The sequence below is a fragment of the Empedobacter sp. UBA7494 genome (genome assembly GCF_002478465.1).
GTDB lineage: Bacteria > Bacteroidota > Bacteroidia > Flavobacteriales > Weeksellaceae > Empedobacter > Empedobacter falsenii_B.
The window spans coordinates 29,721-54,060 of record NZ_DLOC01000047.1; the positions used below are offsets into that span (position 1 = coordinate 29,721).

The following is a 24,340-nucleotide window of genomic DNA, read 5'->3' on the forward strand; positions in this document are numbered from 1 at the left end:
CATACAATCAGATATTTTTATAGGTTTACAATTCGTTTGTAAACCTTTTTTATTTATCACACATGAAATTGAAATCAATTCTACTTATAATTTTTTGTATTCAGGCTATTGTTCTTGATGCACAGGAAACCTACAAAATTACGTATGAACGCTTTTCGAACGGAAAGAAAGTCGAAGAAAATAACCCCATACAAGTTATTGCGAATACAAAAGAAACAATTATTGGAAAGCAACAAAGCTTTAATTTTTCGACAAATTATCCTGATGAAATGTTTTATTATTCCAAAACAAATCCATCAATCATCTCAATGATTACGCAATTTGACCCGACTAATTCTATTATTACAAATGATTCTGTCTCGTTTAATAAATCTGTTTTCACGATTTCTAAAGATACAAAACGAATTTTAGGTTTACGTTGTAAAAAAGCGACGACAAATATCAATTCGAATACAATAGACGTTTGGTTTGTTGACAATATGGAGTTGAATGCTTCTCCAACAATGATTGGAATGAATTTAGGTTTTGTCTTAGAATTTACTCGAAATAATAATTCAACTATTCGAGCTTCGAAAATAGAACGCGAAAAAGATTTGATTCCAAGTCAATTTATCCAAAAAGAATTGCTTCAAAATCGAGTTGATTTATTGACATATAAAGACATTATTTGGAAAAGTAAATTCGTTGATATTCCACTTTTATCACATCAACAAGTTAACTTTAGTAAAGATTTTTCGTCAAATGATTCAATTTATCGCTTTGCTAATGGAACTGTTGTGGTTCGAAAAATTAAAATTCCTCAAATTAAAGTAGGAAGCCAAGTTTTCTTAAATGTTTCGCAACAATCAAATGGTGATGCTTACGACAGAACTGGTTCTGTGTTTTTGATTCCCCGTGATTCTAAAATTACATTTATGGATGGTTTACAAAAAGGAATTAATCAATTACCGATTTTTACATCTGCAAATAATAAGAAATATCAAGGTTATTTTTTGACAGAAAATTATTCGCCAACTATTGAATTAATGCGCTTTTTCACACCTTTTGGAATTAAAAAATTCAATCATATTCAATTAAAAAATCAAACATGGGAAACCGAAGCAAAATATCGTCAAGAAATCACAGAATTTCAAGGTTTATTATCTGATCAAGAAGTTTTGATTGGTTTCTTCATTGGAAATTATGATCAAGGCGGACATATTATTTCTGCCAATATTTCTGTTCATCCATCAGGTTCTACAACAATGCCAATTAAAAAGGTTTTACCAATTTTCAATACTGCAAATGTGATGGAAATGGCTGGACAAGAATACCCTACTTTGTTCGAAAATCCGAATGGTTTTACAGTAGAATTCACGTTGAAAGAAGATTACAACAATGCTAAATTACGTTTTACAACAACTGGACATGGCGGTTGGGAAAATGGTGATGAATTTGTTCCGAAAGAAAATAGTATTTTTCTTGATGGACAAAAAGTATTTAATATAGTTCCTTGGAGACAAGATTGTGGTTCGTATCGCGCTTACAATCCTGCTTCTGGTAATTTTGACAATGGTTTATCATCATCTGATTATAGTCGTTCTAACTGGTGCCCTGGAACAATCACAAATCCATATTTTATAGATTTGGGCAATTTAAAAGCCGGAAAACATAGTATACAAGTAAAAATTCCGCAAGGAAAACCAGAAGGAAATAGTTTCAGTTATTGGAATGTTTCTGGTGCTCTTTTAGGAGAATAATTTTTTTGGAGCAAAAAGATTTATTAAACGTCTTTTTGCTCTATTTTTTTATGATTTATCAAAACCGTTAACCAATCTACAATATCTTGATATACTTCATCTTTGATAGATTCATTCAATATTTCATGTCTCAAGTTTGGATATAATTTCATTGTTACATGTTGAAATCCATTTTGCTTTAAATCTTCATACGATTGCAAAACTCCTTTACCAAAATCACCAATTGGATCATCTGCTCCACTCACAAAATAAATAGGTAAAGATTGCGGTATAGCTTTTGCCCAATTCTTTTTTGTTGCTTGTATATTTAAATTAATCAAAGTACAAAAACCGTTAACAGTGAAAGGTATTCCGCAAAGAGGATCTTTCAGAAAATTTAAACGATTTAACTCATCTAAACTAAGCCAATTAGTCTCCTGAAAATTTTCTTCATTTTTAAAATATTTATTATTCGATTTTGAAAAAATAGTATTAAGTAATTGACTTCTTTTATGAGGAATCAATTTATTTAGAAGACTTAAAAAACTACTCAATAATTTAATTCCAGGAATCCTACCTCCTGTTCCCATAATTATAGCACCATCAAAATGATTTCCATATTCTTGAAGTAGGCAACGTGTTATAAACGATCCCATTGAATGTCCCAAAATAAAATGCGGTAATAAAGGGTATTTATTCTCTAACAAATTAGCTAAATCTTTTGCCGTATTTATTAAATTTTCTTTTGGATTATCTAAGCAGAAAAAACTGTAATCTTCTTCTATTTTCGCTGTTTTTCCATGCCCCAAATGATCATATAACAAAACTAGAATTCCTTTGTCAGCCAAATACTTTGCAAAATTTTCATATCGCCCACTATGTTCTTGCATACCATGGACAATAAGTAAAGTAGCTATAATCTCATCGTCTGGAAGAATTACTCTATAATAAATATTCTCTGGTGTTGACATTTTTATTAAGATTTAATTATTAATTTACAGTTTTACTTATTCAAAATCAAAATTTTTTATAAATAAACCATTGACTTTTTCAACAAATTTCAAGCCGATAAATAAGATCTAAAATTTCTAATTTTTATAACTAAAAAAAACGAGGTAAGTAAAAATTCATCTCGTTTTTTTATAATGTATGATAATTTTACTTTTTAGTTTTAATTGTATTCTTATAAATCTGACCATCTTTAATAATGACTAAAAAGTTTTTATCTGGATTAGCGATTAACGATAAATCTTTCAAAGGATTTCCATCAACCAAAATCAAATCTGCTAAAGCTTGTTCTTCTACAACACCTAATTTCCCTGGATATGGACTTCTTAAACCAGATAACTGTAATAATTCACCATTATCTTGAGTAATCATTTTCAGAATTTCAGCATTTGTAAACCATTTTTGAAGACGTAAAATATAACTATTTTGCTCATCATTCAGCTCAGGTTCAAACAAGAAATCCGTTCCCCATGAGAGCTTCACACCAAGTTTTTTGGCTAATGGCCAAACTTTATCTTGACCATCCAAAACTGGTTTACGTTTTTCTTTTCGCTGCTCGTCCATGTTTTCATTATTATCCATCAAATTCTGAAGACTCAACCAAACGCCTTTTTTAGCAAGAATTTTCAATGTTTCTTCATCTAACATTTGACCATGCTCAATTGACTTCACTCCTGCTTCCACAGCGCGTTGCACAGCTCTCGGCGTATAGGCATGCACCATTACATAGGTTCCCCAATCTTCAGCAGCATCAACAGCCGCTTTCATTTCGTCAAAAGTATATTGCGTAACATCAATCGGATCATAAGCAGAAGACGTTCCTCCACCTGCCATCAATTTGATTTGACTCGCACCAAAACGTAAATTTTCTCTTGTTGCTGTCAAAACTTCATCTCTTCCATCAGCAATAAAAGTAGCTCCTAATTCCTCTGCTCGAGATGCATTTCCAAAAAAACGACGCGAACGTTCACCAAGAGTTCTAAAATCACCGTGACCAGCCGTTTGACTAATCGTTGCTCCTGAAGGCCAAATTCTAGGCCCTGCAACTTTACCTTTATCAATGGCTAGTTTCAAAGGAAAAATTGGTCCTCCAGCATCACGAACACTCGTAAAACCACGCATCAACATTTTGTGGGAAGCTTCGCCAACTTTATTCATTAACATTTCTTCTGACATATCTGGCGACATCATTTGCGCCATCGTCAATGAACCAAATACCATGTGTACATGAACATCGATTAAACCTGGCATCAACGTTTTTCCTCCTCCATTAATTTTTACAACATCTTGATTAGGTGAAGAAATTTTTGTAGAACTAATTTTTTCAATTTTTTGACCAGAAACCAAAACATTCATCGGTGATGTTAATGCTTGAGTTTGATGATCTAAAATTCTAACATTTTCAATCAGAATCTGCTTTGTTTGAGCAAAAGTAAAAGTGGTAGCGAGAAAAAAAAGTGCTATTATCGACTTTATTTTCATAATTTATTGTTTAATTGTCCTAAAGATACGTTGAATGCGCGTAATTTGAGGATAAAGTTTAGATTAAAAATTTATTCATTAATTAAATGAATACAATCCTTTTCTAAATCTATTCTATCTCCTAACCTTTAGCTAAACCTATTAATTTCTTAACTATTGTGACAAGTACCACAACCAATAATCCTGCAACTAATGAAATCAAAGCTTCGTTAATCATCATTGGAATTGCTGTAGGTAAATGATGATGAATATAATCGATGTTGTGAACAAATATTCCGCCTGACACCAATAAAAGCGCAACAGTCCCTACAAATCCTAAAATTTTAATCACAAAAGGCAATGCAGCAACTAAAAAGTGCCCTAATTTAGAAACAGCTCCTTTGTCGTGTGATGCTTTTATCAGTTTAAAACCTGCATCATCCATACGAACAATTAAGGTTACAATCCCATAAACGCCAATAGTTGCTAAAATTGCAATAAACGAAACTGTAAAAACTTGTGTCAACATTGGTTGTTCCAAAACTGTACTCAATGCAATAATCACAATTTCTATCGAAAGAATAAAGTCTGTAATAATCGCAGATTTCACTTTTGATTTTTCCGAAACTTGTTTCTTATCTTCTACTTTATCTTCATGAATAACTTCTGAACCTTTTTTTGGACGGTGAAAAATAAACTCGATTATCTTCTCTACACCTTCAAAAGCTAAATAAAAACCTCCCAAAATCAAAACATATTTTATGATCTCTGGCATGTAATGATTTAGTGTCAAAACAATTGGAACAATAATCAATTTATTAATAAAAGAACCTTTTGTAATTGCCCATAAAACTGGTATTTCGCGAGAAGATAAAAATCCCGTTGCTTTCTCAGCATTTACAGCCAAATCATCTCCTAAAATCCCTGCTGTTTTACTCGCTGCTACTTTACTTGTAACCGCTACATCATCCATCAATGCTGCAATATCATCTAAAATTGCAAATATTCCTGAAGCCATATTATTGTTATTTTTTGGTTCATAAAAGTAAAAAATAATGTCAAATCTTTATAGATTATTTTTATGTTGTTTCGACGATTCATTTCAAGCAAATTGCACTCCAAATTCTGACTATAAACCTGATTAATTTTAAACTAAATTAAATCCTTTCGGAAACTAATCATTAATTTTAAAGAGAAATATATTAAGCTTATAAAATGGAAAATTCTTTCGGTCAGTTAAAGAAACATATTCAAATTTTCACTTCAATTTCTGAAGAAGAATTTCACGATTCAGTCCAATATTTTAAAAAGTTTTCGGTGAAGAAAAAAGAAATGATTCATAAAGCTGGAACAGTTTGTACGTACAATTATTTTATTATTTCTGGATGTATTCGGTTATTTTTCATCAATGAAAAAGATGTAGAACAAATCATTGATTTCGCTATAGAAAATTGGTGGTTGACAGATTTGTTTTCTTACATTAATCAACAAAGTTCTGAGTTTTATATTCAAGCTGTAGAAAATGCAATTATTATGAAAATGAGTAAAACGAACGAAGAAATTTTATGCGAAAAAAATCCTATTTTCAATTCGTATTTCAAACAAATTTATCAAAAAGCAAATGCTGCTGCTCAAATGCTTTCCAAATATTTGAAAGAGTTTTCGAAAGAGGATTTTTATCTTCACTTCAAGAAAAATTTTCCTGAGTTTTTACAACGCGTTCCTCAATATTTATTGGCTTCTTATTTAGGTTTCACACCCGAATATTTAAGCGAAATCCGAAAGAAAGAGTTTTCTTAAACCAGTTTAATTTTATTGAATAAATAATCGACGAACTTTGTAAAAAATTAGGAAATGAAATCACGATTAAATATTCAAAAATTAGAACCAAAAGCTTACGAAGCGATGTATGGGTTTAGAGAATTATTTAGCAAATTCTGAATTAGATAAATTATATTTAGAACTTATTAAAACCAAAGCTTCACAAATCAATGGTTGTGCTTTTTGTATTAATATGCACACCAAAGAAGCGATGATATTAAGCGAAACAAATCAACTTATTTTTTTGTTGAATGCATGGCGATAAACAACACTTTTTACAGAAGAAGAGCGTGTGATATTGTAGATGACAGAATAAATTACAAATATTAGTCAACATGGTTTATTAGAAGAAACTTATCAAAAGGCATTGACACTTTTTTCTGAAAATTATATTGCGATTATCATTATTGCAATTACCACGATTAATGCTTGAAATACAATTTCAATAAGTTATCATATGATGGTTTAAAATTTTAGCTTCAGAAATCTGAAGCTTTTTTTGTACTAAAAATCGGCTTTCGGATTAAAATAGTTTAATTTTGAGTCTTGAAGTAAAATTGATATGAATATTTACGATTTAATTGTTGACGATAAGGAAGAAATTTCTTTGAATGATGTTTTTTTGGATGATCAAAATCTTGTGCAAGTAAAACAACTTATCAAAGAACATCGATATATAGAGGAATTGAGCAAATATAATTTACCTGTCAATAATAAAATTTTGTTACATGGATTTTCGGGTTGTGGAAAAACAACAACTGCAAAAGCAATTGCAAATGAAATCGGAAAACCTATATTGATTCTGAATTTAAGCAATATTGTTTCGTCAAGAATTGGTGAAACTTCGCAAAATATAAGAATGCTTTTTGATAAAGCTGCTCGTGAAAAAGCAATTCTATTTTTGGATGAGTTTGACCAAATCGGAAAAGCGCGTGGAAATGATGACAAAGACGTTGGCGAAATGCGTCGTTTAGTGAACACAGTAATTCAATTAATTGATTATTTGCCACAAAACTCATTGTTGATTGCCGCTACAAATCACCCACATATTATTGATGTCGCATTGTTGAGAAGATTTCAGTTAAAAATTGATTTCAAAATGCCAACTTCTGAAATGTTAGATGTTTATTATGATAAACTTTTAAACGATTTACCAAAAGATATTCAATCACTTAAACCAAAATATAACGTTTCATTTGCAGAAGCTAAAGATTATGCGCTTACAAACGCAAAAGCATTATTGATTGAAAAATTAGAACGTCAAGCAAATTCTTAAATCCAAAATATGGAAGACGAATTAATTTATTTCAGAGAGCTTTTAGACACTGATGTAGCTAGACTTTTCGAAATTTATTCGAATGCGGAAGCCATGAAATATAGCGAAACCGCACCAATGAAAACGATCGAAGATGCATACAAAATGCTGGAAAGAGATAAAGAAAAAAAGAATTCTGGATATGAATTTCGCTTTGCTGTTATCGAAAAATCTTCTGAAACATTGATTGGTACTGTGATGTTTCAACCTTTTCACGACAAAGCGATTATTGGTTATTCGATTGATGAACAATTTTGGAACAGAGGTTACGCAACACGAATCATCAATCTGATTTCGAAAGAGTTGAAATCGAGAAAATATATGCTGATTGAAGCTTGGGTGAAAAAAGAAAATATCGCCTCGTCTAAAGCCTTATTAAAAAATAATTTTCAGCAAATTTCGCAAACAATTTATCCGAAAAATCATCTTTTTCAATTAAGATTTACTTATTCTTAAGTTTTACTTAAGATAAGTCTTTAGACATTTATTTCTAAAATCATCGTCCTAATTTTGTAACAGAATAAAATTTCTGATTATGATTTTTACTATTTTTCTCCTATTTATTGGAGCAATTTTAGCATTTTGGATAAGTGCAATTTGTGGCGGTGGCGCAAGTTTAATCTTAATTCCAATACTCAATCTTATTATTCCGACTTCGTTAGTTCCTTTTTCATTAACAATTGGAACATTTACAAGTTCTGCCTCTCGAATAGCGGCTTTCAGAAAATCTGTACATTGGAAAATCTTCTTTTGGTTTGTGCCATTTTCAATTCCAGCAGTTTTAATGGGTGCTTATTTAATCAAATTTATCAACCCAATTTATTTACAAATTATTGTAGCTGTATTATTGATTTCAAATGTTCCACAATTATTTCTAAACAAAAAACAACAAGACAATGAAGAAAAACCTTCACCAAAATATATTTTGGCCATTGTTGGTTTTTTAGCTGGATTTGTATCTGGAATAACAGGAGCAATTGGCTTATTATTCAATAGATTTTATTTAAAATATGGATTAACAAAAGAAGAAATTATTGCAACACGAGCTGCCAACGAAATTATACTTCATATCATAAAATTAATCATTTATATTGTTCTTGGTTTATACTCAAAAAACGCTTTATTACTTGGGTTGACGATTGCTGTTGCCTCAATTATTTCTTCTTATACGGTCAAATATATTTTACCTTATTTTAGCGATTTTATTTTCAGAAAAGTTGGTTATGCAGCGATGGTTATTTCTGGAATTACACTTTTTTATACAAGTTCCCAAAAAATCATTCAAGAAGATAAAGTTCAACTTACAACAACAAGTAAAGGTGACGAAAATGAAACAACTTTGAAATGGCGAAACAGCGATTTTGTGATGGAATATTCGTTAGATGGTGAATTTGAGATTGAACGTCCAATTCAACCGAATGAATTACCTGAAGGTTTATTAAAAAAATACAATGAAATTTTACCTAATTACGATAAAATCCATCTCGAAAAAGTATTCAGAATTGGAGAAGATAGTTATGAATTTTATTGTTACAAAGACAATAAACTGACCAAATTTGAACTGAAAGAATAGAAGATTGAACAATTAATTTTTACGAAACATTATTTTTAATAAATTATTCTTAAGTTTAACCAACATTACTATAAAAAATTTATGAATACAAAAGATAATCCCAAACTAATACGAGCTTGGATTTCTTACGATTGGGCGAATTCTGTTCATTCTTTAGTTATTGCCTCTGCTATTTTTCCGGTTTATTACACTTTAATGACCTATGATGCGAACGATCAACCAATTAAATTCTTAGGATTATTACCAGAATCCGCATTCAATTTTTCATTAGCAATTGCTTTCTTTTTTGTGATTGTTTTGTCTCCTGTTTTATCTTCAATTGCAGATTTAATCGGAAATAAAATCAAATTTCTTCGCTTTTTTTGCTACTTAGGATCGTTCTCATGTATCGGAATGTTTTTCTTTACATCAAGCGATTTAGTTTGGTTAGCTTTATTACTCAATATCACTGCAAGCATAGGTTTTTGGGGAAGTTTAGTTTTTTACAACGCCTATTTACCAGAAATTGTCTCAGACGAAAAAATGGACAAAGTTTCGGCACAAGGTTATATGTTTGGTTACATTGGTTCTGTCATTTTATTGACAATTTGTTTGGCGATGATACAATTCGCTCCAGAAGAACAACAAGCAATGTTTACTCGAATAAGTTTCTTATTAACAGGAATTTGGTGGTTAGGATTTGGACAAATTGCATTAAGTAAATTACCAAATCACAAATATGATCGCGAAATTCCAAAAGATATCATCAAATCTAGTTTTAAAAATTTAAAACATACCTTCAAAGATCTAAATCAATACAAAAATATTCGTGTTTTTTTGGCTGGATTTTTCTTTTACAGTTTAGCAATGCAAACTATCTTTTTGATGGCTGCAATGTTTGGAAGTTCAGAAATTGGAATGGAATCTTCAGAATTGATTATGACTATTTTATTAATTCAAATAGAAGCTGTTTTAGGTGCATGGTTATTCTCTTTTCTATCAGGGAAAATAGGAAATAAGAAAACCTTGTTAATCGGAATTTTTATCTGGATTATTACATGTATAATTGGTTATTTGATTAATAAAAATGATCCAAATGTAAAAACTCAATTTTACGTAATGGCTGCAATGGTTGGTCTTGTAATGGGAGGTTTGCAAGCTTTGTCACGTTCTACATACGCCAAATTATTACCAGAAACAGAAGATACAACAACTTATTTTAGCTTTTACGATGTTTTCGAAAAATTTGCCTTATTTTTAGGTTTAGTTATTTACGGATTATTGATTGAATATTCTGGTGGAATGAAAGCTTCGGCGCTTGCAATGGGTGTTTCGTTTACCATTAGTTTTGTGATTTTATTGTTCTATAAAATGGAAAAGAAGTAAAGCATAATTACATTTTTATATAATCGAATAATTATTCTAACTTAGCAATATTATACAATACTGGTAATGAAAAATAAATATGTAAACTTTATTTCAGATGAGCATTTATTAAATTGCATTGAAAATTTATATAAATCTTATCAAAAGGCTAAAAGCAAAATTTCTAAAAAAAGTTTTTATACAAATAAAGTTGATACAATTAAACTAACCTTTGATTCTAAATTCAATAACATTGATGAAGAAGATTTAATTCAATCAGAAATTCTTAGACAAATAGATAAGTCTATTAATAATTCTATCGGAACTTTTCATGAACAAATTTTAGGAGGTATAAAAGGCTTTGAAGTTGGAAATTTAAGTGGTTTTGATATAAAAGCAAATGATGATACACTTTTTGCAGATATCAAAAATAAACATAATACAATGAATAGTAGTTCTGCGGAAGCTCTTTTTCAAAAATTGGCTCGATATGCTGATGATTATAAGAAAGCTAAATGTTATTGGGTTCAGATTTTAGCGAAAAATAGTTTTAACGAAAATTGGAAAGGTGAAATTAATGGTAAAGAATATAGTCATTCGAGGGTTTTTAAAATCTCTGGAGATCAATTTTATGCTTTATTAACTGGAGAAGAAGATGCTTTCTATCAACTTTATAAAGCACTTCCAATTGCAATAAATGATTTTTTGAAAACTACAAAAAAGAAACAAGACGTAAAAGAAAATTCGGCTTTAGAAGAAATTACTTCAGAAACCGAAAATTCAAAACGTTCTATTCTTGATCAAATTTCCTTTGATAATTATTCTTATTATTCAGGTTTTGACAAACTATAATATTGATTAAGAAAATTAATTATAGAGTAACCAACCTCTTTTCCTAAATTAACAGGAACAGCATTACCGATTTGCTTATATTGTTGAGCCATAGGTCCAGAAAATTCCCATTCATCAGGAAAAGTCTGAATACGAGCATATTCTCTTACTGTAAAAGGACGAGTTTCATCTGGATGGCAACGCTCTGTTTGCTTTTGAGCAGGGCTACATGTTAGCGTTAAACAAGGTTCGTCCCAGCCTATTCTTCTTGCCATTCCTGTTTTTCCTCCGCCTAAATAAAAACTTGCTCCCATAAATTCTTTCTGAATATCAAGAGGTAAATCTCTCCAATAGCCTTTTGGAGGAACTAAATCTAATACACTTTTCTTGCTTTCAGGATATTTAGCTCCAGTAGATTTCGGAACATTACAATCGAACAATTCTCCTTTTTTCAACGCATCAGAAAGATTATATATTTTTTTGTACGGCGTTGGATAGTGATAATCTATTGGAATATCTTTGCGAATTCCTACTAAAATTAATCGTTCTCTTTTTTGTGGAACATTATAATTAATTGCTTTCAAAACCTCTACTGGAACTACTTTATACCCAATTTCATCTAAAATTGAAATCATTCCACGTAAAGTATTACCATTATCATGATTCAATAAACCTTTTACGTTTTCTCCAATGCAAATAGGTGGATTAACTTCTTTTACAGCTCTTGCAAATTCATAAAATAAAGTTCCTCTTGCATCTTCTAAACCAAGTCTTTTTCCTGCGTAACTAAAAGCTTGACAAGGAAATCCTCCTGTTACAACATCAACTTTATTATAATATTCAGAAAAATTAAAATTCTTAATATCACCTTCTAAGACATTCCAATTTGGTCTATTTTTTCTTAGAGTTTCGCAAGCGTGTTTATCAATTTCATTTAATGCAACACATTTCAACCCTGCTTTTTCCATACCAATTGCCAAACCTCCAGCTCCAGCAAATAATTCTAAGACATGAAAATCTTGCGTTGGCTTTACAAAATTTGAAACAGTTTCTTCAATATCTGTCTGCAAAAATTCAGCAAACAACGTCTCTACATCTCTTCTCCTATAAACTCTATAATTACTTATAGGTTCTCGAACAGCCGATAACTTCCCTTCTTCATCCCAACGACGAAGTGTTTTTGTACTTTTATTAAGTAATTTCGCTGTTTCTGAAATAGTTAAATACTCACTCATAACCAAATTATACAACATTAGACATTGGTTACAAAATAAAAGAAAAAAAATAGAATCTCAAAGAAAAAATTATAAAAAAAACAAACCTCAATATTTTAATCAATATTGGGGTTTATTTTTAACAATTTACAATCTTCCTTTTTCAGAACTACTTTTTGATTGTTCTATTGTAAATGATTTTCCGAAATTGTATCGAATTCCAACGCGATAATAGCGAGCAGATTGTCCTGTATAAACAAATTTTGTATCGTTACTAAAGCTTTCATCTTGCCAAGCTCTATCTTTAAATACATTATTCACATTAAACGAAACTTCGAATTTTTTATCCAAAAATAACGCTCTCAAACCAAAAGCTGTACTCCAATTAGCGCGACTTCTTGACATAGCATCAATCGTTTTTGTTGTATAATTTGTGGTATGATTAAATAACAATGTTTTCGATTTATTCAATTCCAAATTATTTGTCAAACGAAATTCTCCATTAAATCCATCCAATACATAATTATATTCTGGAATAATTCCTTTCGTTTTTTTGTAATACAAATCAATCGCTCCATTGACTTTCCACCATTTTACAAGCTTAAAATTTACATTTTCACTAATCCCAAAACTCTCCGAATCAGCATAATTGTATGGAATCCAGTTTTGCGTATTTTCGCTCGGATTTACAACTACAATTTGATTGATTTCATCCGTAGAATTTCTGTAATATAATGTTGTAACTGCCAAATCTTTGTATGCATATTCCAACTCATAATTATACGAATAAGAAGGTTTTAACTTCGGGTTTCCTTCGGCAAAAGAATAAGGAGAATAAATGGTACGAAACGGATTCAATTGTCCCATAAAAGGTCGATCAATACGGCGCCCAACATTTACACTTAATGAATGATTTTCAGCTGGTTTATACATCAAATAAGCCGTTGGGAATAGCCCATCATATTTATAGGTATCATGTTGATTTTCTTGCGGAGAAAAACCTTTTGCATCTGTATTTTCGTATCTCAAACCAACTTTTGCAGACCATTTTTCTGAAATATCTTTTTCGATACTCGCATAAAAAGCTAAAATATTTTCGTCATAATAAAAACCATTACTCAACTTTTCATCATAAACAGGTGAACCAGACGAAGTATTGTAAAATAAATTATCGCTATTATTTTTAGTCCAACTATAACGTCCACCATAATTTAGTTTCCAAGTATTAACGGGATGTTCCATATCAATATTCAAACTATAATTGTTTGCTTTTTGATCGGACAAACTTTTATTTCCTTGATATTCTGCTGTATTCTCAACATTATTTGAGTCAAAAAATCGATTAGAAGTTACACTTGTATTGTTGTTATTAAAATTTACCCAATCAAAATCAAATGTCAGTTTTTTTCCGATGGTATCCATTTTATAAATCACGTGATAATTTAAAGTATTGTATTTCGTGTTTCCTTTGCTCCCATTTCGATCATTCAAAATATAACTCAACAATTCGTTCTTATCCAAACTATTTATCATTGTTTTCGTACCACCAGTTCCTTTTCGATTTCCAGCATATAAATCAACCGTAAAACCAGTCGTCAATTTCTCCGAAATTTTATAATCCAACCCTAATTTTCCGCCAATATTTCTATTTTTACCACTATTTTTTTCTCTTTCGGTCCAAACTTCATTGGTTTTTGTAAAATAAATATCCGATTGTCCAATTCCGTCATATTCACCAAAACCTCCAAAAATATTAGAGACTAATGTCCATTTATTTTTTCGATAATTAAACGATGCACTATTGTTCCAATATGGTTTGTTATAATGTTGCAATGATGACGACAAACTCCCATTCCACGAGTCTTTTTTTCCAGATTTCAATACAATATTGAGAATTCCACTATTTCCTATTGCTTGATATTTTGCGGGCGGATTTGTAATTACTTCTATTTTCTCGATATCATCAGCTCGAAGTGTTTTTAAATAATTTGTCAATTGATCACCAGACATTTCCAACAAACGATCGTCCACCATCACGCGCAAAGTACTTTTACCAATTATCGAAACTACATCATTATCAACCTTCACACGAGGCGCCAATTTTAGCAAATCTAACGCATCTCCACCTTTCGCTCCTTCCGCTAAATCTGCATTAAAAACAAGTCGATCAACTTTCTTTTCAATTAATTTTTTTTGACTTTTTACAACTGTTTCAGTTAATGTAATGTTTTCAGTTTTTGGAAGAATTATTACGCCTAAATCTTGATTTTGTCCACATAAAATCGTTTGAGTATAAAGTAAAACTCCAGCTTCTTCTATTCGAAACGTATAATTTCCTTCGGGTAATTCGACCACAAAATTTCCTTTATCATCAGTTGAAATTTCATCAATAATTTGATCATCTTTCAGAATAATCACATCAGCCAAACTAACAGACGTTTGATTCGCATATTGCAAGCTTCCTTTATATTGTTGTTGCGCAAAAATCGAGGTCGAGGCAAATAATAAAATTGGTATATATAATTTAGACATATTAGGTTTGTTTACTATAATGACGTGTGAATTGTAGAAAAGTTACATAGAAAATGAATAATAATTGAATTTGTCTTTAAAAAATAAATTAACAATGATTTAATATTTAAAGAATTTTACTACATTTCAAAAAAATAATTTTAAACGATTAAAAAAATATAAATGAATGGATTTTAATGAATTAAAAAACAAATTAGTGCAATCAACCAAACAAGCCTTTTTGAAAATTTATAACGAAAATCCTTCCCAAGACCTTTACGCTTTTGCCTTGTGCAATAACGACTCGAAAATAGCTATTCATCCTTCGGCAAATTCTGTAGAACATTTAGAAAAAGTTTCGGATGAAGACGATTTTTGTTACTACAAATACGAGCCTTCTGAATGGAAATATGATTATTTAGGAGCTGAAAATTCTTTTCAAGAAATCAATCAAATATGCAAAGAAATAGTTGATAAACACGACGATGACGAAGATTGGTTTTATCAATTTCAGAATAAAATTAATGAAAAATGTATCGAAGTTTTAGAAGAATTAAAGAATGAAAATTTCTTTTCAAAATTAATCGGTAAAGATATTTTCTTAAATTTTTCTGTGATTGATGATGATTTGAACAAAGAAAAACAACAAAAAATTATTACGCAATTAAATGATAATTCATATAAAGAAGATTATTTTGAATGGATGACAACTTGGGGTAAAAACAAAAAAAGAGCTTTATAAAAAGCTCTTTTTTTATTGATTATATTCTAAAAATTTTAGATTTCTTTTCTCAATCTTGCAACTGGAATATTTAGTTGTTCGCGATATTTTGCAATTGTACGACGAGCAATTGGATAACCTTTTTCTTTCAAAATTTCAGTTAATTTTTCGTCTGTCAAAGGTTTACGCTTATCTTCATCTGCAATTACATCTTGCAAAATTCGTTTGATTTCGCGCGTCGAAACCTCTTCACCTTCATCATTTGTTAACGATTCTGAGAACAAATCCTTTATCAAAAATGTTCCGTAAGGCGTTGTGACATATTTTGAATTCGCAACACGAGAAACTGTCGAAATATCCATTCCAATTCTGTCTGAAATATCTTTCAAAATCATCGGTTTGATTTTCGTTTCATCTCCAGTTAAGAAATACTCTTTTTGAAATTTCATAATCGCTTCCATCGTATACAAAAGCGTATTACGGCGTTGCTGAACCGCATCAATAAACCATTTCGCAGAATCTAACTTTTGTTTGACAAACATTACAGCTTCTTTCTGTTGATTCGATTTATTTTCGGTTTTTTTGTATGTATCTAACATTTCTGCAAACGCACTCGAAATTTTCAATTCTGGTACATTACGTCCATTTAAAGACAATTCTAAATCGCCATCGTTGATATGAATCGTAAAATCTGGCGTTATTTGCTCTACAATTTTACTACTACTCGAAAATGATTTTCCTGGTTTTGGATTCAAACGTTCAATCTCCGAAATTGCATCACGCAACTCATCATCATCCGCATCATATTTTGCCATCAATTTCGAATAATGCTTTTTCGTAAATGCATCAAACGATTCTGAAATTAATTTTTCGGCTAATTCTACTGCTTCTGTTTGATTTTTATTTTCTAATTGAATCAATAAACATTCTTGCAAATCTCGCGCACCTACTCCAACTGGATCCATTCGTTGAATATAATTAATCAACAAATTTTCGACCTCTTCTGGCGAAGTGTAAATATTTTGCGAGAATGCTAAATCGTCAACCAACGATTTAATATCACGACGCATGTAACCATCATCGTCAATATTTCCTAATATAAATTCAGCAATTTGAAATTGTTCCGAAGTTAATCGATTCGTATATAATTGCGAAGTCAAAAACTCGATAAAACTCTCTCCTTGTGCGTAAGGAACAGATTTATCTTCGTCATCATCACTATAATTATTCGTATACGTTTTATAATTTGGGATATCGTCATCGCTCAAATAATCATCAATATTGATATCACTTGTATCAATCACTTGTTCGTCGCCAAAATCATCACTCTGATTGTCCCATTCTTCCTGCTCTCCTCCGTAATCTTCATCATATTCAGAAGATTGATCATCCAAAGCAGGGTTTTCTTCCAACTCTTCCTTTACGCGTTGTTCAAAAGCAACCGTAGGAAGTTGAACCAACTTCATTAATTGGATTTGTTGTGGCGATAGTTTTTGTTGTAATTTTAAATTTAATTCCTGCTTTAACATATTTTGGGTTTTGGCTTATATAAAAAACGGATTTAGCTTAAAGTTACAATTTTTAAGCATAATCCGTAAAAATATTTTGATTAAAATTCAGCGTTATTCGGTGTTCTAGGGAAAGGAATCACGTCACGAATGTTACCCATTCCAGTAACGAATAATACCAAACGCTCTAAACCTAAACCGAAACCAGAATGTGGCACAGAACCGAAACGTCTTGTGTCGCGGTACCACCATAATTCTTCTTTATCGATTCCGAATTTTTCCATTTTTTCGTCTAAAACTTCTAAACGTTCTTCACGCTCAGAGCCTCCGATAATTTCTCCGATTCCAGGGAATAAAACGTCCATTGCACGAACTGTTTTTCCATCGTCATTCATACGCATGTAGAATGCTTTGATTTCTGCTGGATAATCAAATAAAATAACTGGTGTTTTGAAGTGTTTCTCAACTAAATAACGTTCATGTTCAGATTGTAAATCTGCTCCCCAACCTTCAATTGGATATTTGAATTTACCTTTTTTATTTGGTTTAGATTCTTTTAAAATATCAATTGCTTCTGTATAAGTTAAACGAATGAATTTGTTATTTAAAACATATTCTAAACGCTCTATTAATCCTAATTCAGAACGTTCAGCTTCTGGTTTTTGTTTTTGTTCTTTGTCAAAACGTTCAGCTAAGAATTTCAAATCATCTTTACAAGTTTCCATTGCGTAAGTGATAACAGATTTCATGAAATCTTCAGCCAAATCCATATTTTGATCTAAACGGAAAAACGCAACTTCTGGCTCAATCATCCAGAATTCAGCTAAGTGACGAGAAGTATTCGAGTTTTCTGCGCGGAAAGTAGGTCCAAATGTATAAATTTTTCCTAATCCCATTGCTGCAGTTTCTCCTTCTAACTGTCCAGAAACCGTTAAGTTAGTCGATTTACCAAAGAAATCTTGTGTATAATCTACTTTTCCTTCTTCGTTTTTAGGCAAGTTTTCCATATCCAAGTTTGTGATATGAAACATCTCTCCTGCTCCTTCAGCATCAGATCCTGTAATAATTGGCGTGTTGATGTAAACGAATCCATTTTCGTTGAAATACTTATGAATACCGAACATTAACGCATTACGAACACGCATAGTTGCAGCAAAAACATTCGTTCTGAAACGTAAATGTGCTTGCTCACGCAAAATCTCTAAACTGTGCTGTTTTGGTTGTAAAATTGTTCCTTTTAAATCATCAGATGGCGCAGTTCCTAAAATTTTGATTTCTTTCGCAACAATTTCAATATCTTGGCCTGCTCCTTCACTTTCTACCACTTCTCCTTTTACTTGTAAAGAAGCCGCTGTAGAAATTTGTTTTATAATTGATTCGTCAAAATTTTCGAAATCTACTACTACTTGAATATTATTAATTGTAGAACCGTCATTCAACGCGATGAAACGATTACTTCTGAACGATCTTACCCATCCATTTACAACTACTTCCTGTAGCAACAAATCCTTGCCTTTTTCTAATAAGGCTTTAATTCCGTACGATTGCATAATTTTTTAATTTATCCTTACAAATTTAGTTATTATTTAAAGTTATAAAAATTATAGGCATAATTTTTGACAATATTTTTCAACCAACCTAAAAATCCTTTACAATTTCAATGAAAATGTAAAGGATTTTTGATTTTAGTTTATTTTTTGAAGTAAAATTATCTTATCATGAGATTCTGAAATAAATTCAGAATGACAAAATCTAAATTCTACAAAAAATTCAAATTAACTGTTAATTTTAAATAGAAATTATCTTGGAATTTTTCTTCAGAATAAGCTCCTAAACGATAGAAAGCTCCCAATCCAAATGTTTTGAAAATTAAATTATTTACTTCAACTCCTGTTTCGTGATAATAATGATTCAATGTTTTGAATTCTAAATTTTGATGATCTGCTCTATCTTTCATATCACCTAAAACTCCACGGTAAACGAATTGTGGGAAAATAATTTTGTTTCCAACTTTAATGCCTGCAAAAATATGTTTCAACTGAAATGATACAAATCGATCCGAATAAAATTCTCCAGGACGCATTGTTTCAAAGTTCGTTAAACCTCCTACTCCAAAATTCAAAAAGTCATTTCGTTTTGCATTTCCTTGTCCTTCGTACAAATTCATCAACGGCATTTTTCCTTCAATCCAACCTGCATTTACATTGAAATTTGTTTTACCAATTCGCGTATCAAACACATCAAAATAAGACACATTGAAACGAAGCGGATCATAGTTAGAATTGAAAATATCCCAATATTTCGTCAACGTTGCATAAAAAACAGATTTCCCGCTATTCACCGTCACTTTTCCGTAAGGCGTGCGAATAAACTTGTCTTTTGGCGCAAAACGAATCGCTAATTGCGTGTTATACAAATCGTACCAACCAATATTATTCAGGAAAGAATAATCAAATTCTGCTTGTTGTTTTTCGTAATTCGCCGAAATATTAAAAGTTACATTCTTGAAAATATCTTGCTCATATCCAAACGAATAACGTTTATATGAAAAATATTCATGGTTATAAATATTACTAAAAGCTCCAGAAATTAGACGTGTATAATTCGATTGCAATAAAATTGGCGTTTTCCCAGAAGCTGAAACATCTTGCGAGTATTTTGCAAAAAATCGTCCCGAATAAGGTTTGTTTACATAATAATCTCCACCAAATCCAAACTTAAATGTTTCATCTTTGAAACCATAAGCTGAATACGCATTCAATGAATATTTATCGCTCCAATTTTCGTTTGTATTAAACGCGGCTCCAAGTCTGAAACCCTCGTAATCATTAAACGCTAAGATTTTTGTTAAATCTAAATCAACTTTTCCTAACGATAATTTTCCTCCAGAATTGATGATTCTCATCAATTTCATTTGACGTTCTAACTTATATTTATCGCCAATACTATCAATTGTCGTATAAGTATTTCGTTCTTTGTTTGATAATGACGAATCACGGTAATCTTCCATCACATTGTCCCATTTCTTTTCGTTCATATTTTGAAAAGAAATTTCGTCTTCGTATCCTAAAAATTCGTTGCGTTTGAAATGTGCAGGATTTTGAATATCCTTGAAAGTTGTTTCAAGATTAATCCAAATTTTTTCTTTTTTATCAATAAAATCATCGTCAGCTAATTTCTCTGTAATCTTAAAATTACCAGCTTCCATGCGATATTTTTGTTGATTTGGAATCCAAGAACCATTATTCAATTTCCAGTCTGCTTCTAATTCTGCAACATAATTTGAAATCGTATTTTCTGCTTCAATTTTTATTAAAGCATAGGTTCTATCATCAATCCAAAGTGTTCCTTTAATTTGTCTTTTATCCGTTTTGATTGATGGAAAAAAACTAATAACAGCCGTTTTTCGTCCATCAATAAAAATATCTTCTTTGAAACCATAACGGTAATGCGAAAGACCTTCGCGACTCACTGGATTAATAATTCCTTTGAAGAAAAAGTTGATTTTATCTTGATCAAAATTGAACGCAACTGGTTGCATCGCCAAATATTCGTACAAAGGCGAACGCATTCCAGAAATACGAGAAGATTGCACGATATTTTTTAGTCCAAAACGCTTTGAAACTTTGTGATCCATTGCACGTTCTCCCAAAAATAAATGACTGTTATCTAACAATTTTTTCCATTGATTATTGACAGAATCTTTGTGATTTTGAGGTTGAATGATAAACGGAATCGAATCGTTATTTACTGTACTCCAAAATTTAGTATATGATTTTAGGAAAATATTTCCTCCGTTTCTGATTGTATTTTTGGATTGATTGCGAATTGCTTTGATAATCAAATTACGACCAACAGAATCATTTGTCGTAAAACTAACCTCATCCAAACTAATGAAAGAAGGTTTCATCATAATTTCCACCAACTTTTTACCATCAGTCTGAATACTTTCTGAGAAATATCCGTTTTTGATTATATCAATAAAATGAACAGAATCATTAATATCCAATTCTCCTAATTCGTCTGTTTGACCAAGAAATTGTTTGGTATCGCTGTAAACATTGGCACCTGTTAAACGAAATTCGTCTTGAGCATCGAATACTCTTACTTTAATTTGAGCAAATGTGGCAATTGAGATACAGAAATTTAGCAGGAATATATAATTCTTCATCGTTTGAAATTGATTATGCAAATAAATAAAAAAAGCAGCGAAACGCTGCCTTAAAATATTTTTTTTTCAAGAAAGATTAAACTTTCATGATTTCAGCTTCTTTTTTCGTTAAAGCTTCTTCTAATTTCTTAGAAAACTTGTCTGTTAATCCTTGTACACGTGTTTCGTAATCTTTCACCATGTCTTCAGAAGCTTCTTTTACAGCTTTCAATGCTTTGTTCGCATCTTGGCGTGCATTACGAAGTGAAATTTTTGCAGTTTCCATTTCCGATTTGGCCATTTTCACTAACTCTTTACGACGTTCTTCTGTTACTGGAGGAATACTGATAATGATTGTATCTCCATTGTTAGAAGGTGCAAAACCTAAATTAGCATTGATGATGGCTTTTTCGATTTCGTTAATTAAATTTCTCTCGTATGGTTGAATGCTCAATGTCATTGCATCTGGTGTATTTACATTTGCAATTTGAGTTAACGGAGATAAACTTCCGTAGTAATCAACACGAACTGAACTTAACATTGCAGGAGTAGCTTTACCTGCTCTTAATTTGTCGAATGCAACCTCTAAGTGACTTACAGTTCCCTGCATTTGCTCCTTAGCCGTTTCTAAAATAATATCTAATTCTTCCATTTCGGGATTTATTTATTTGTTACTAGAGTACCTACGTTATCTCCTAAAATTAATTTTTTCAAATTACCATCTGTATTCATATCAAATACAATAATAGGTAAATTATTTTCTTCACTCAAAGTAAAAGCTGTCATATCCATTACTTTTAAGTTTTTATCGTAAACTTCTTGATAAGAAATTGTTTCGAATTTCTCTGCTGTTGGGTCTTTTTCTGGATCTGCAGTATAAATTCCATCAACACGAGTTCCTTTCAAAATAACATCAGCTTGTGTTTCAATTGCTCTCAAAACCGCTGCTGTATCTGTTGTAAAATATGGATTTCCTGTTCCTGCACCAAAAATTACGACACGACCTTTCTCTAAATGACGCGTTGCTCTTCTTTTGATAAATGGTTCTGCGATTTGCTCCATACGGATAGCCGTTTGTAAACGCGTATTAACGCCAGCATCTTCCAAAGCTCCTTGCAATGCCATACTGTTAATCACAGTTGCTAACATTCCCATATAATCTCCCTGTACACGATCCATACCAGAAGCGACACCTTGTACACCTCTAAAAATATTACCACCTCCAATTACAATTGCCACTTCGCAACCAAGTTCTGCAACTTCTCTAATTTGTTGCGCATATTGTTTCAGCATATTTGGATCAATACCATATTGTAAATCTCCCATTAATGCTTCACCACTCAATTTAAGTAATATTCTTTTGTATTTCATCTTGTCAAAGGTTTTCTTTTGCAAATATAATTTTTCTATTCTGATTTATCCTAACGTTCGAAAATGTCAAACGCATTTTTTGTTGTAATTGCTGCAATTTCAGCTGGTGTTTGATGATAAATATCGACCAACTTATCACAAACATGTGTCAAATAACTACTTTCATTACGTTTTCCTCGAAACGGAACTGGAGCTAAATAAGGTGAATCTGTTTCGAGAACAATATGTTTAATATCAAAATCACCTAAAAATTGATCTATTTTTCCATTTTTGAAGGTTAAAACTCCGCCAATTCCTAATTTCAAATTGAAATCAATTGCGCGTTGTGCATCTTCTTTTGTTCCAGAAAAGCAATGAAAAATTCCGAATAATTTTTCATCTTTCACTTCTTCTAATACTTCAAAAACTTCGTTGAAAGCATCACGGCAATGAATCACAATTGGTAAATTCTTTTCTTTCGCCCATTCAATTTGCGTTTTGAAAGCATCTTGTTGCGTTTGTAGAAATTCTTTTTCCCAATACAAATCAATTCCGATTTCGCCAATCGCTTTAAATGGACGTTTATCAATCCATTCGCGCACATGAGTCAATTCCTCTTCTATTGTATCTGGATGAACCGAACACGGATGCAAACCCATCATCGCAAACATCGAATCTTGATGTGCTGCTTCTAACGCCAACATTCTCTCCGTATAACTTTTATCAATTGCTGGCAAATAAAATCGCTCTACTCCATTTTGCTTTGCTCGCGCAATTACTTCATCTATATCATTCTCGAATTGCTCCGAATATAAATGTGTATGTGTATCAATTAACATGTTTTATTTTTGATTTCAAAAGTTCTTTTTCAGCTGAAAAATCAAGTTGATTTCCTTTTTCTAATGCATTTATCAATTCAATCGTTTTTACTAAAAATTGTTGATGATTTTCTGATTCTTCATTAAAAGGACGATGATTAATCGCTGAAATAATTTTGTTTATTTTTTGAATAATTGTTTGCGTTGATTGCTCGAAATAAGTCTCCGAAAACCTTTCCCAAATATAATCAACGGCTTGTTTTGATGGATGAATCAAATCTTCTTTGAAAAAACGATAATCTCTCAAATCATCTAAAACCAATTCGTATGACGGAAAATATTCAACTTGATTATTTTGACTTAATTGATATAAAGCGTCTAACAATCTCGCTTTGCTTACATTATTTTCGACCATTCCATCTTTTGTGTGACGAACAGGACTAACTGTTGTAATAATGCGAATAGTTGGATTAATTTTCTTCAAATCTGAAACAATTAATTCCAATGATTTTAGATTTTCTTCTGTTGTTAATAATCGTTTTTCAAATTGTTTAGCCTCTACTTTATGACAATTTGCGACAACTTGATTAGATTCTTTCCATTCATAAATCCACGATGTTCCCAATGTAATCATCAAAACATCACAAGAATGAATGTAATCATGAACTTGATCTAAAGTCGAATTTAATTCCTCTAGAACAGCTTCTTTCGTCAACGCATTAAACGAAGAATGTACATCGAAACAGAAAAATTCTTCTCCATTTTGATGTACATCAGCTGTTGTAAAATATTTTTTTTGAATGCTTCTTTCGATTAAATTTTGAATAGAATTCGAATTAAAAATCACTCCAAATGGATTAATTAATCCATCAAACTTTAAATCGGTCAAACGCTTTCCAATTTCATCTGAAAAACAAGAGCCTATCGTCAATATTTTGTGTTGATGATTGAGCTTAAAATCAGAAGATTGAATTTGAAAAGTCGTTCGAAATTGCAT

At 31.1% G+C, this 24,340-nt stretch carries 21 protein-coding genes; 9 read left to right on the forward strand and 12 right to left on the reverse strand.

Annotation, left to right across the window (positions count from 1 at the left end):
* Positions 1–62: 62 nt before the first annotated feature.
* Positions 63–1,739, forward strand: a complete 1,677-nt coding sequence (locus B4E95_RS05005) for a PNGase F N-terminal domain-containing protein (RefSeq protein ID WP_291090408.1) — start codon at positions 63–65, stop codon at positions 1,737–1,739.
* A 23-nt stretch (positions 1,740–1,762) separates the two neighbouring features.
* Here B4E95_RS05005 and B4E95_RS05010 read toward each other — a convergent pair whose 3' ends face one another.
* The 3 genes from B4E95_RS05010 to B4E95_RS05020 all read right to left on the reverse strand — a co-directional run bounded on the left by B4E95_RS05010 (position 1,763) and on the right by B4E95_RS05020 (position 5,205).
* Positions 1,763–2,689, reverse strand: a complete 927-nt coding sequence (locus B4E95_RS05010) for an alpha/beta fold hydrolase (protein WP_291090412.1) — start codon at positions 2,687–2,689, stop codon at positions 1,763–1,765.
* A 187-nt stretch (positions 2,690–2,876) separates the two neighbouring features.
* A complete protein-coding gene (locus B4E95_RS05015; RefSeq protein ID WP_291090415.1) occupies positions 2,877–4,208 on the reverse strand; it encodes a metal-dependent hydrolase family protein in 1,332 nt (443 codons plus the stop codon).
* Between the two features lie 121 nt (positions 4,209–4,329).
* Positions 4,330–5,205 (reverse strand): DUF808 family protein, encoded by an 876-nt coding sequence (locus B4E95_RS05020; protein ID WP_291090418.1) that lies wholly within the window; start codon positions 5,203–5,205, stop codon positions 4,330–4,332.
* Between the two features lie 197 nt (positions 5,206–5,402).
* Between B4E95_RS05020 and B4E95_RS05025 the strand changes: the two genes are divergently transcribed.
* The 7 genes from B4E95_RS05025 to B4E95_RS05055 all read left to right on the forward strand — a co-directional run bounded on the left by B4E95_RS05025 (position 5,403) and on the right by B4E95_RS05055 (position 11,092).
* On the forward strand, positions 5,403–5,987 hold the full coding sequence (locus B4E95_RS05025; RefSeq protein ID WP_291090421.1) for a Crp/Fnr family transcriptional regulator: 585 nt from the start codon (positions 5,403–5,405) through the stop codon (positions 5,985–5,987).
* Between the two features lie 109 nt (positions 5,988–6,096).
* Positions 6,097–6,273: a carboxymuconolactone decarboxylase family protein gene (locus B4E95_RS13060; RefSeq protein ID WP_312192984.1), complete on the forward strand. Its 177-nt coding sequence runs from the start codon at positions 6,097–6,099 to the stop codon at positions 6,271–6,273.
* A gap of 297 nt (positions 6,274–6,570) precedes the next feature.
* Positions 6,571–7,284, forward strand: a complete 714-nt coding sequence (locus tag B4E95_RS05035) for an AAA family ATPase (RefSeq protein WP_291090424.1) — start codon at positions 6,571–6,573, stop codon at positions 7,282–7,284.
* Positions 7,285–7,293: 9 nt separating this feature from the next.
* Entirely contained in the window at positions 7,294–7,779 is a 486-nt protein-coding gene (locus B4E95_RS05040) for a GNAT family N-acetyltransferase (RefSeq protein WP_291090428.1), read from the forward strand.
* 79 nt (positions 7,780–7,858) lie between these two features.
* Entirely contained in the window at positions 7,859–8,896 is a 1,038-nt protein-coding gene (locus B4E95_RS05045; protein ID WP_291090431.1) for a sulfite exporter TauE/SafE family protein, read from the forward strand.
* An 81-nt stretch (positions 8,897–8,977) separates the two neighbouring features.
* Complete coding sequence (locus tag B4E95_RS05050; protein ID WP_291061509.1) at positions 8,978–10,261, forward strand: MFS transporter; 1,284 nt, start codon at positions 8,978–8,980, stop codon at positions 10,259–10,261.
* A 66-nt stretch (positions 10,262–10,327) separates the two neighbouring features.
* Positions 10,328–11,092 (forward strand): Eco47II family restriction endonuclease, encoded by a 765-nt coding sequence (locus B4E95_RS05055; protein WP_291090434.1) that lies wholly within the window; start codon positions 10,328–10,330, stop codon positions 11,090–11,092.
* Here the strand turns inward: B4E95_RS05055 and dcm are convergent.
* A complete protein-coding gene (gene dcm, locus B4E95_RS05060; RefSeq protein ID WP_414647139.1) occupies positions 11,068–12,306 on the reverse strand; it encodes a DNA (cytosine-5-)-methyltransferase in 1,239 nt (412 codons plus the stop codon). The two genes, B4E95_RS05055 and dcm, sit on opposite strands and share 25 nt — an antisense overlap.
* 126 nt (positions 12,307–12,432) lie before the next feature.
* On the reverse strand, positions 12,433–14,817 hold the full coding sequence (locus tag B4E95_RS05065; protein ID WP_286476240.1) for an outer membrane beta-barrel family protein: 2,385 nt from the start codon (positions 14,815–14,817) through the stop codon (positions 12,433–12,435).
* A gap of 166 nt (positions 14,818–14,983) precedes the next feature.
* Between B4E95_RS05065 and B4E95_RS05070 the strand changes: the two genes are divergently transcribed.
* Positions 14,984–15,538, forward strand: a complete 555-nt coding sequence (locus B4E95_RS05070; protein WP_280061169.1) for a DUF4303 domain-containing protein — start codon at positions 14,984–14,986, stop codon at positions 15,536–15,538.
* Between the two features lie 35 nt (positions 15,539–15,573).
* On the opposite strand, the gene rpoN is transcribed toward B4E95_RS05070, so the two are convergent.
* From rpoN to B4E95_RS05105, 7 genes are all read right to left on the reverse strand, one after another.
* On the reverse strand, positions 15,574–17,046 hold the full coding sequence (gene rpoN, locus B4E95_RS05075; protein ID WP_115000980.1) for an RNA polymerase factor sigma-54: 1,473 nt from the start codon (positions 17,044–17,046) through the stop codon (positions 15,574–15,576).
* Positions 17,047–17,126: 80 nt separating this feature from the next.
* Positions 17,127–18,575, reverse strand: coding sequence for an asparagine--tRNA ligase (asnS, locus tag B4E95_RS05080; protein WP_291090440.1), 1,449 nt, complete (start codon positions 18,573–18,575; stop codon positions 17,127–17,129).
* Between the two features lie 209 nt (positions 18,576–18,784).
* A complete protein-coding gene (locus B4E95_RS05085) occupies positions 18,785–21,196 on the reverse strand; it encodes a DUF5686 family protein (RefSeq protein ID WP_291090443.1) in 2,412 nt (803 codons plus the stop codon).
* A 76-nt stretch (positions 21,197–21,272) separates the two neighbouring features.
* Positions 21,273–21,827, reverse strand: coding sequence for a ribosome recycling factor (gene frr / locus B4E95_RS05090; protein WP_286485669.1), 555 nt, complete (start codon positions 21,825–21,827; stop codon positions 21,273–21,275).
* Positions 21,828–21,835: 8 nt separating this feature from the next.
* The gene (pyrH, locus tag B4E95_RS05095) at positions 21,836–22,546 is read right to left on the reverse strand and encodes a UMP kinase (protein WP_115000992.1); all 711 of its coding nucleotides are present in this window, start codon (positions 22,544–22,546) and stop codon (positions 21,836–21,838) included.
* 50 nt (positions 22,547–22,596) lie between these two features.
* Entirely contained in the window at positions 22,597–23,364 is a 768-nt protein-coding gene (locus B4E95_RS05100; RefSeq protein ID WP_291071479.1) for a TatD family hydrolase, read from the reverse strand.
* Positions 23,354–24,340: a GSCFA domain-containing protein gene (locus tag B4E95_RS05105; RefSeq protein WP_291090447.1), complete on the reverse strand. Its 987-nt coding sequence runs from the start codon at positions 24,338–24,340 to the stop codon at positions 23,354–23,356. Before B4E95_RS05105 ends, B4E95_RS05100 begins: the two co-directional genes overlap by 11 nt.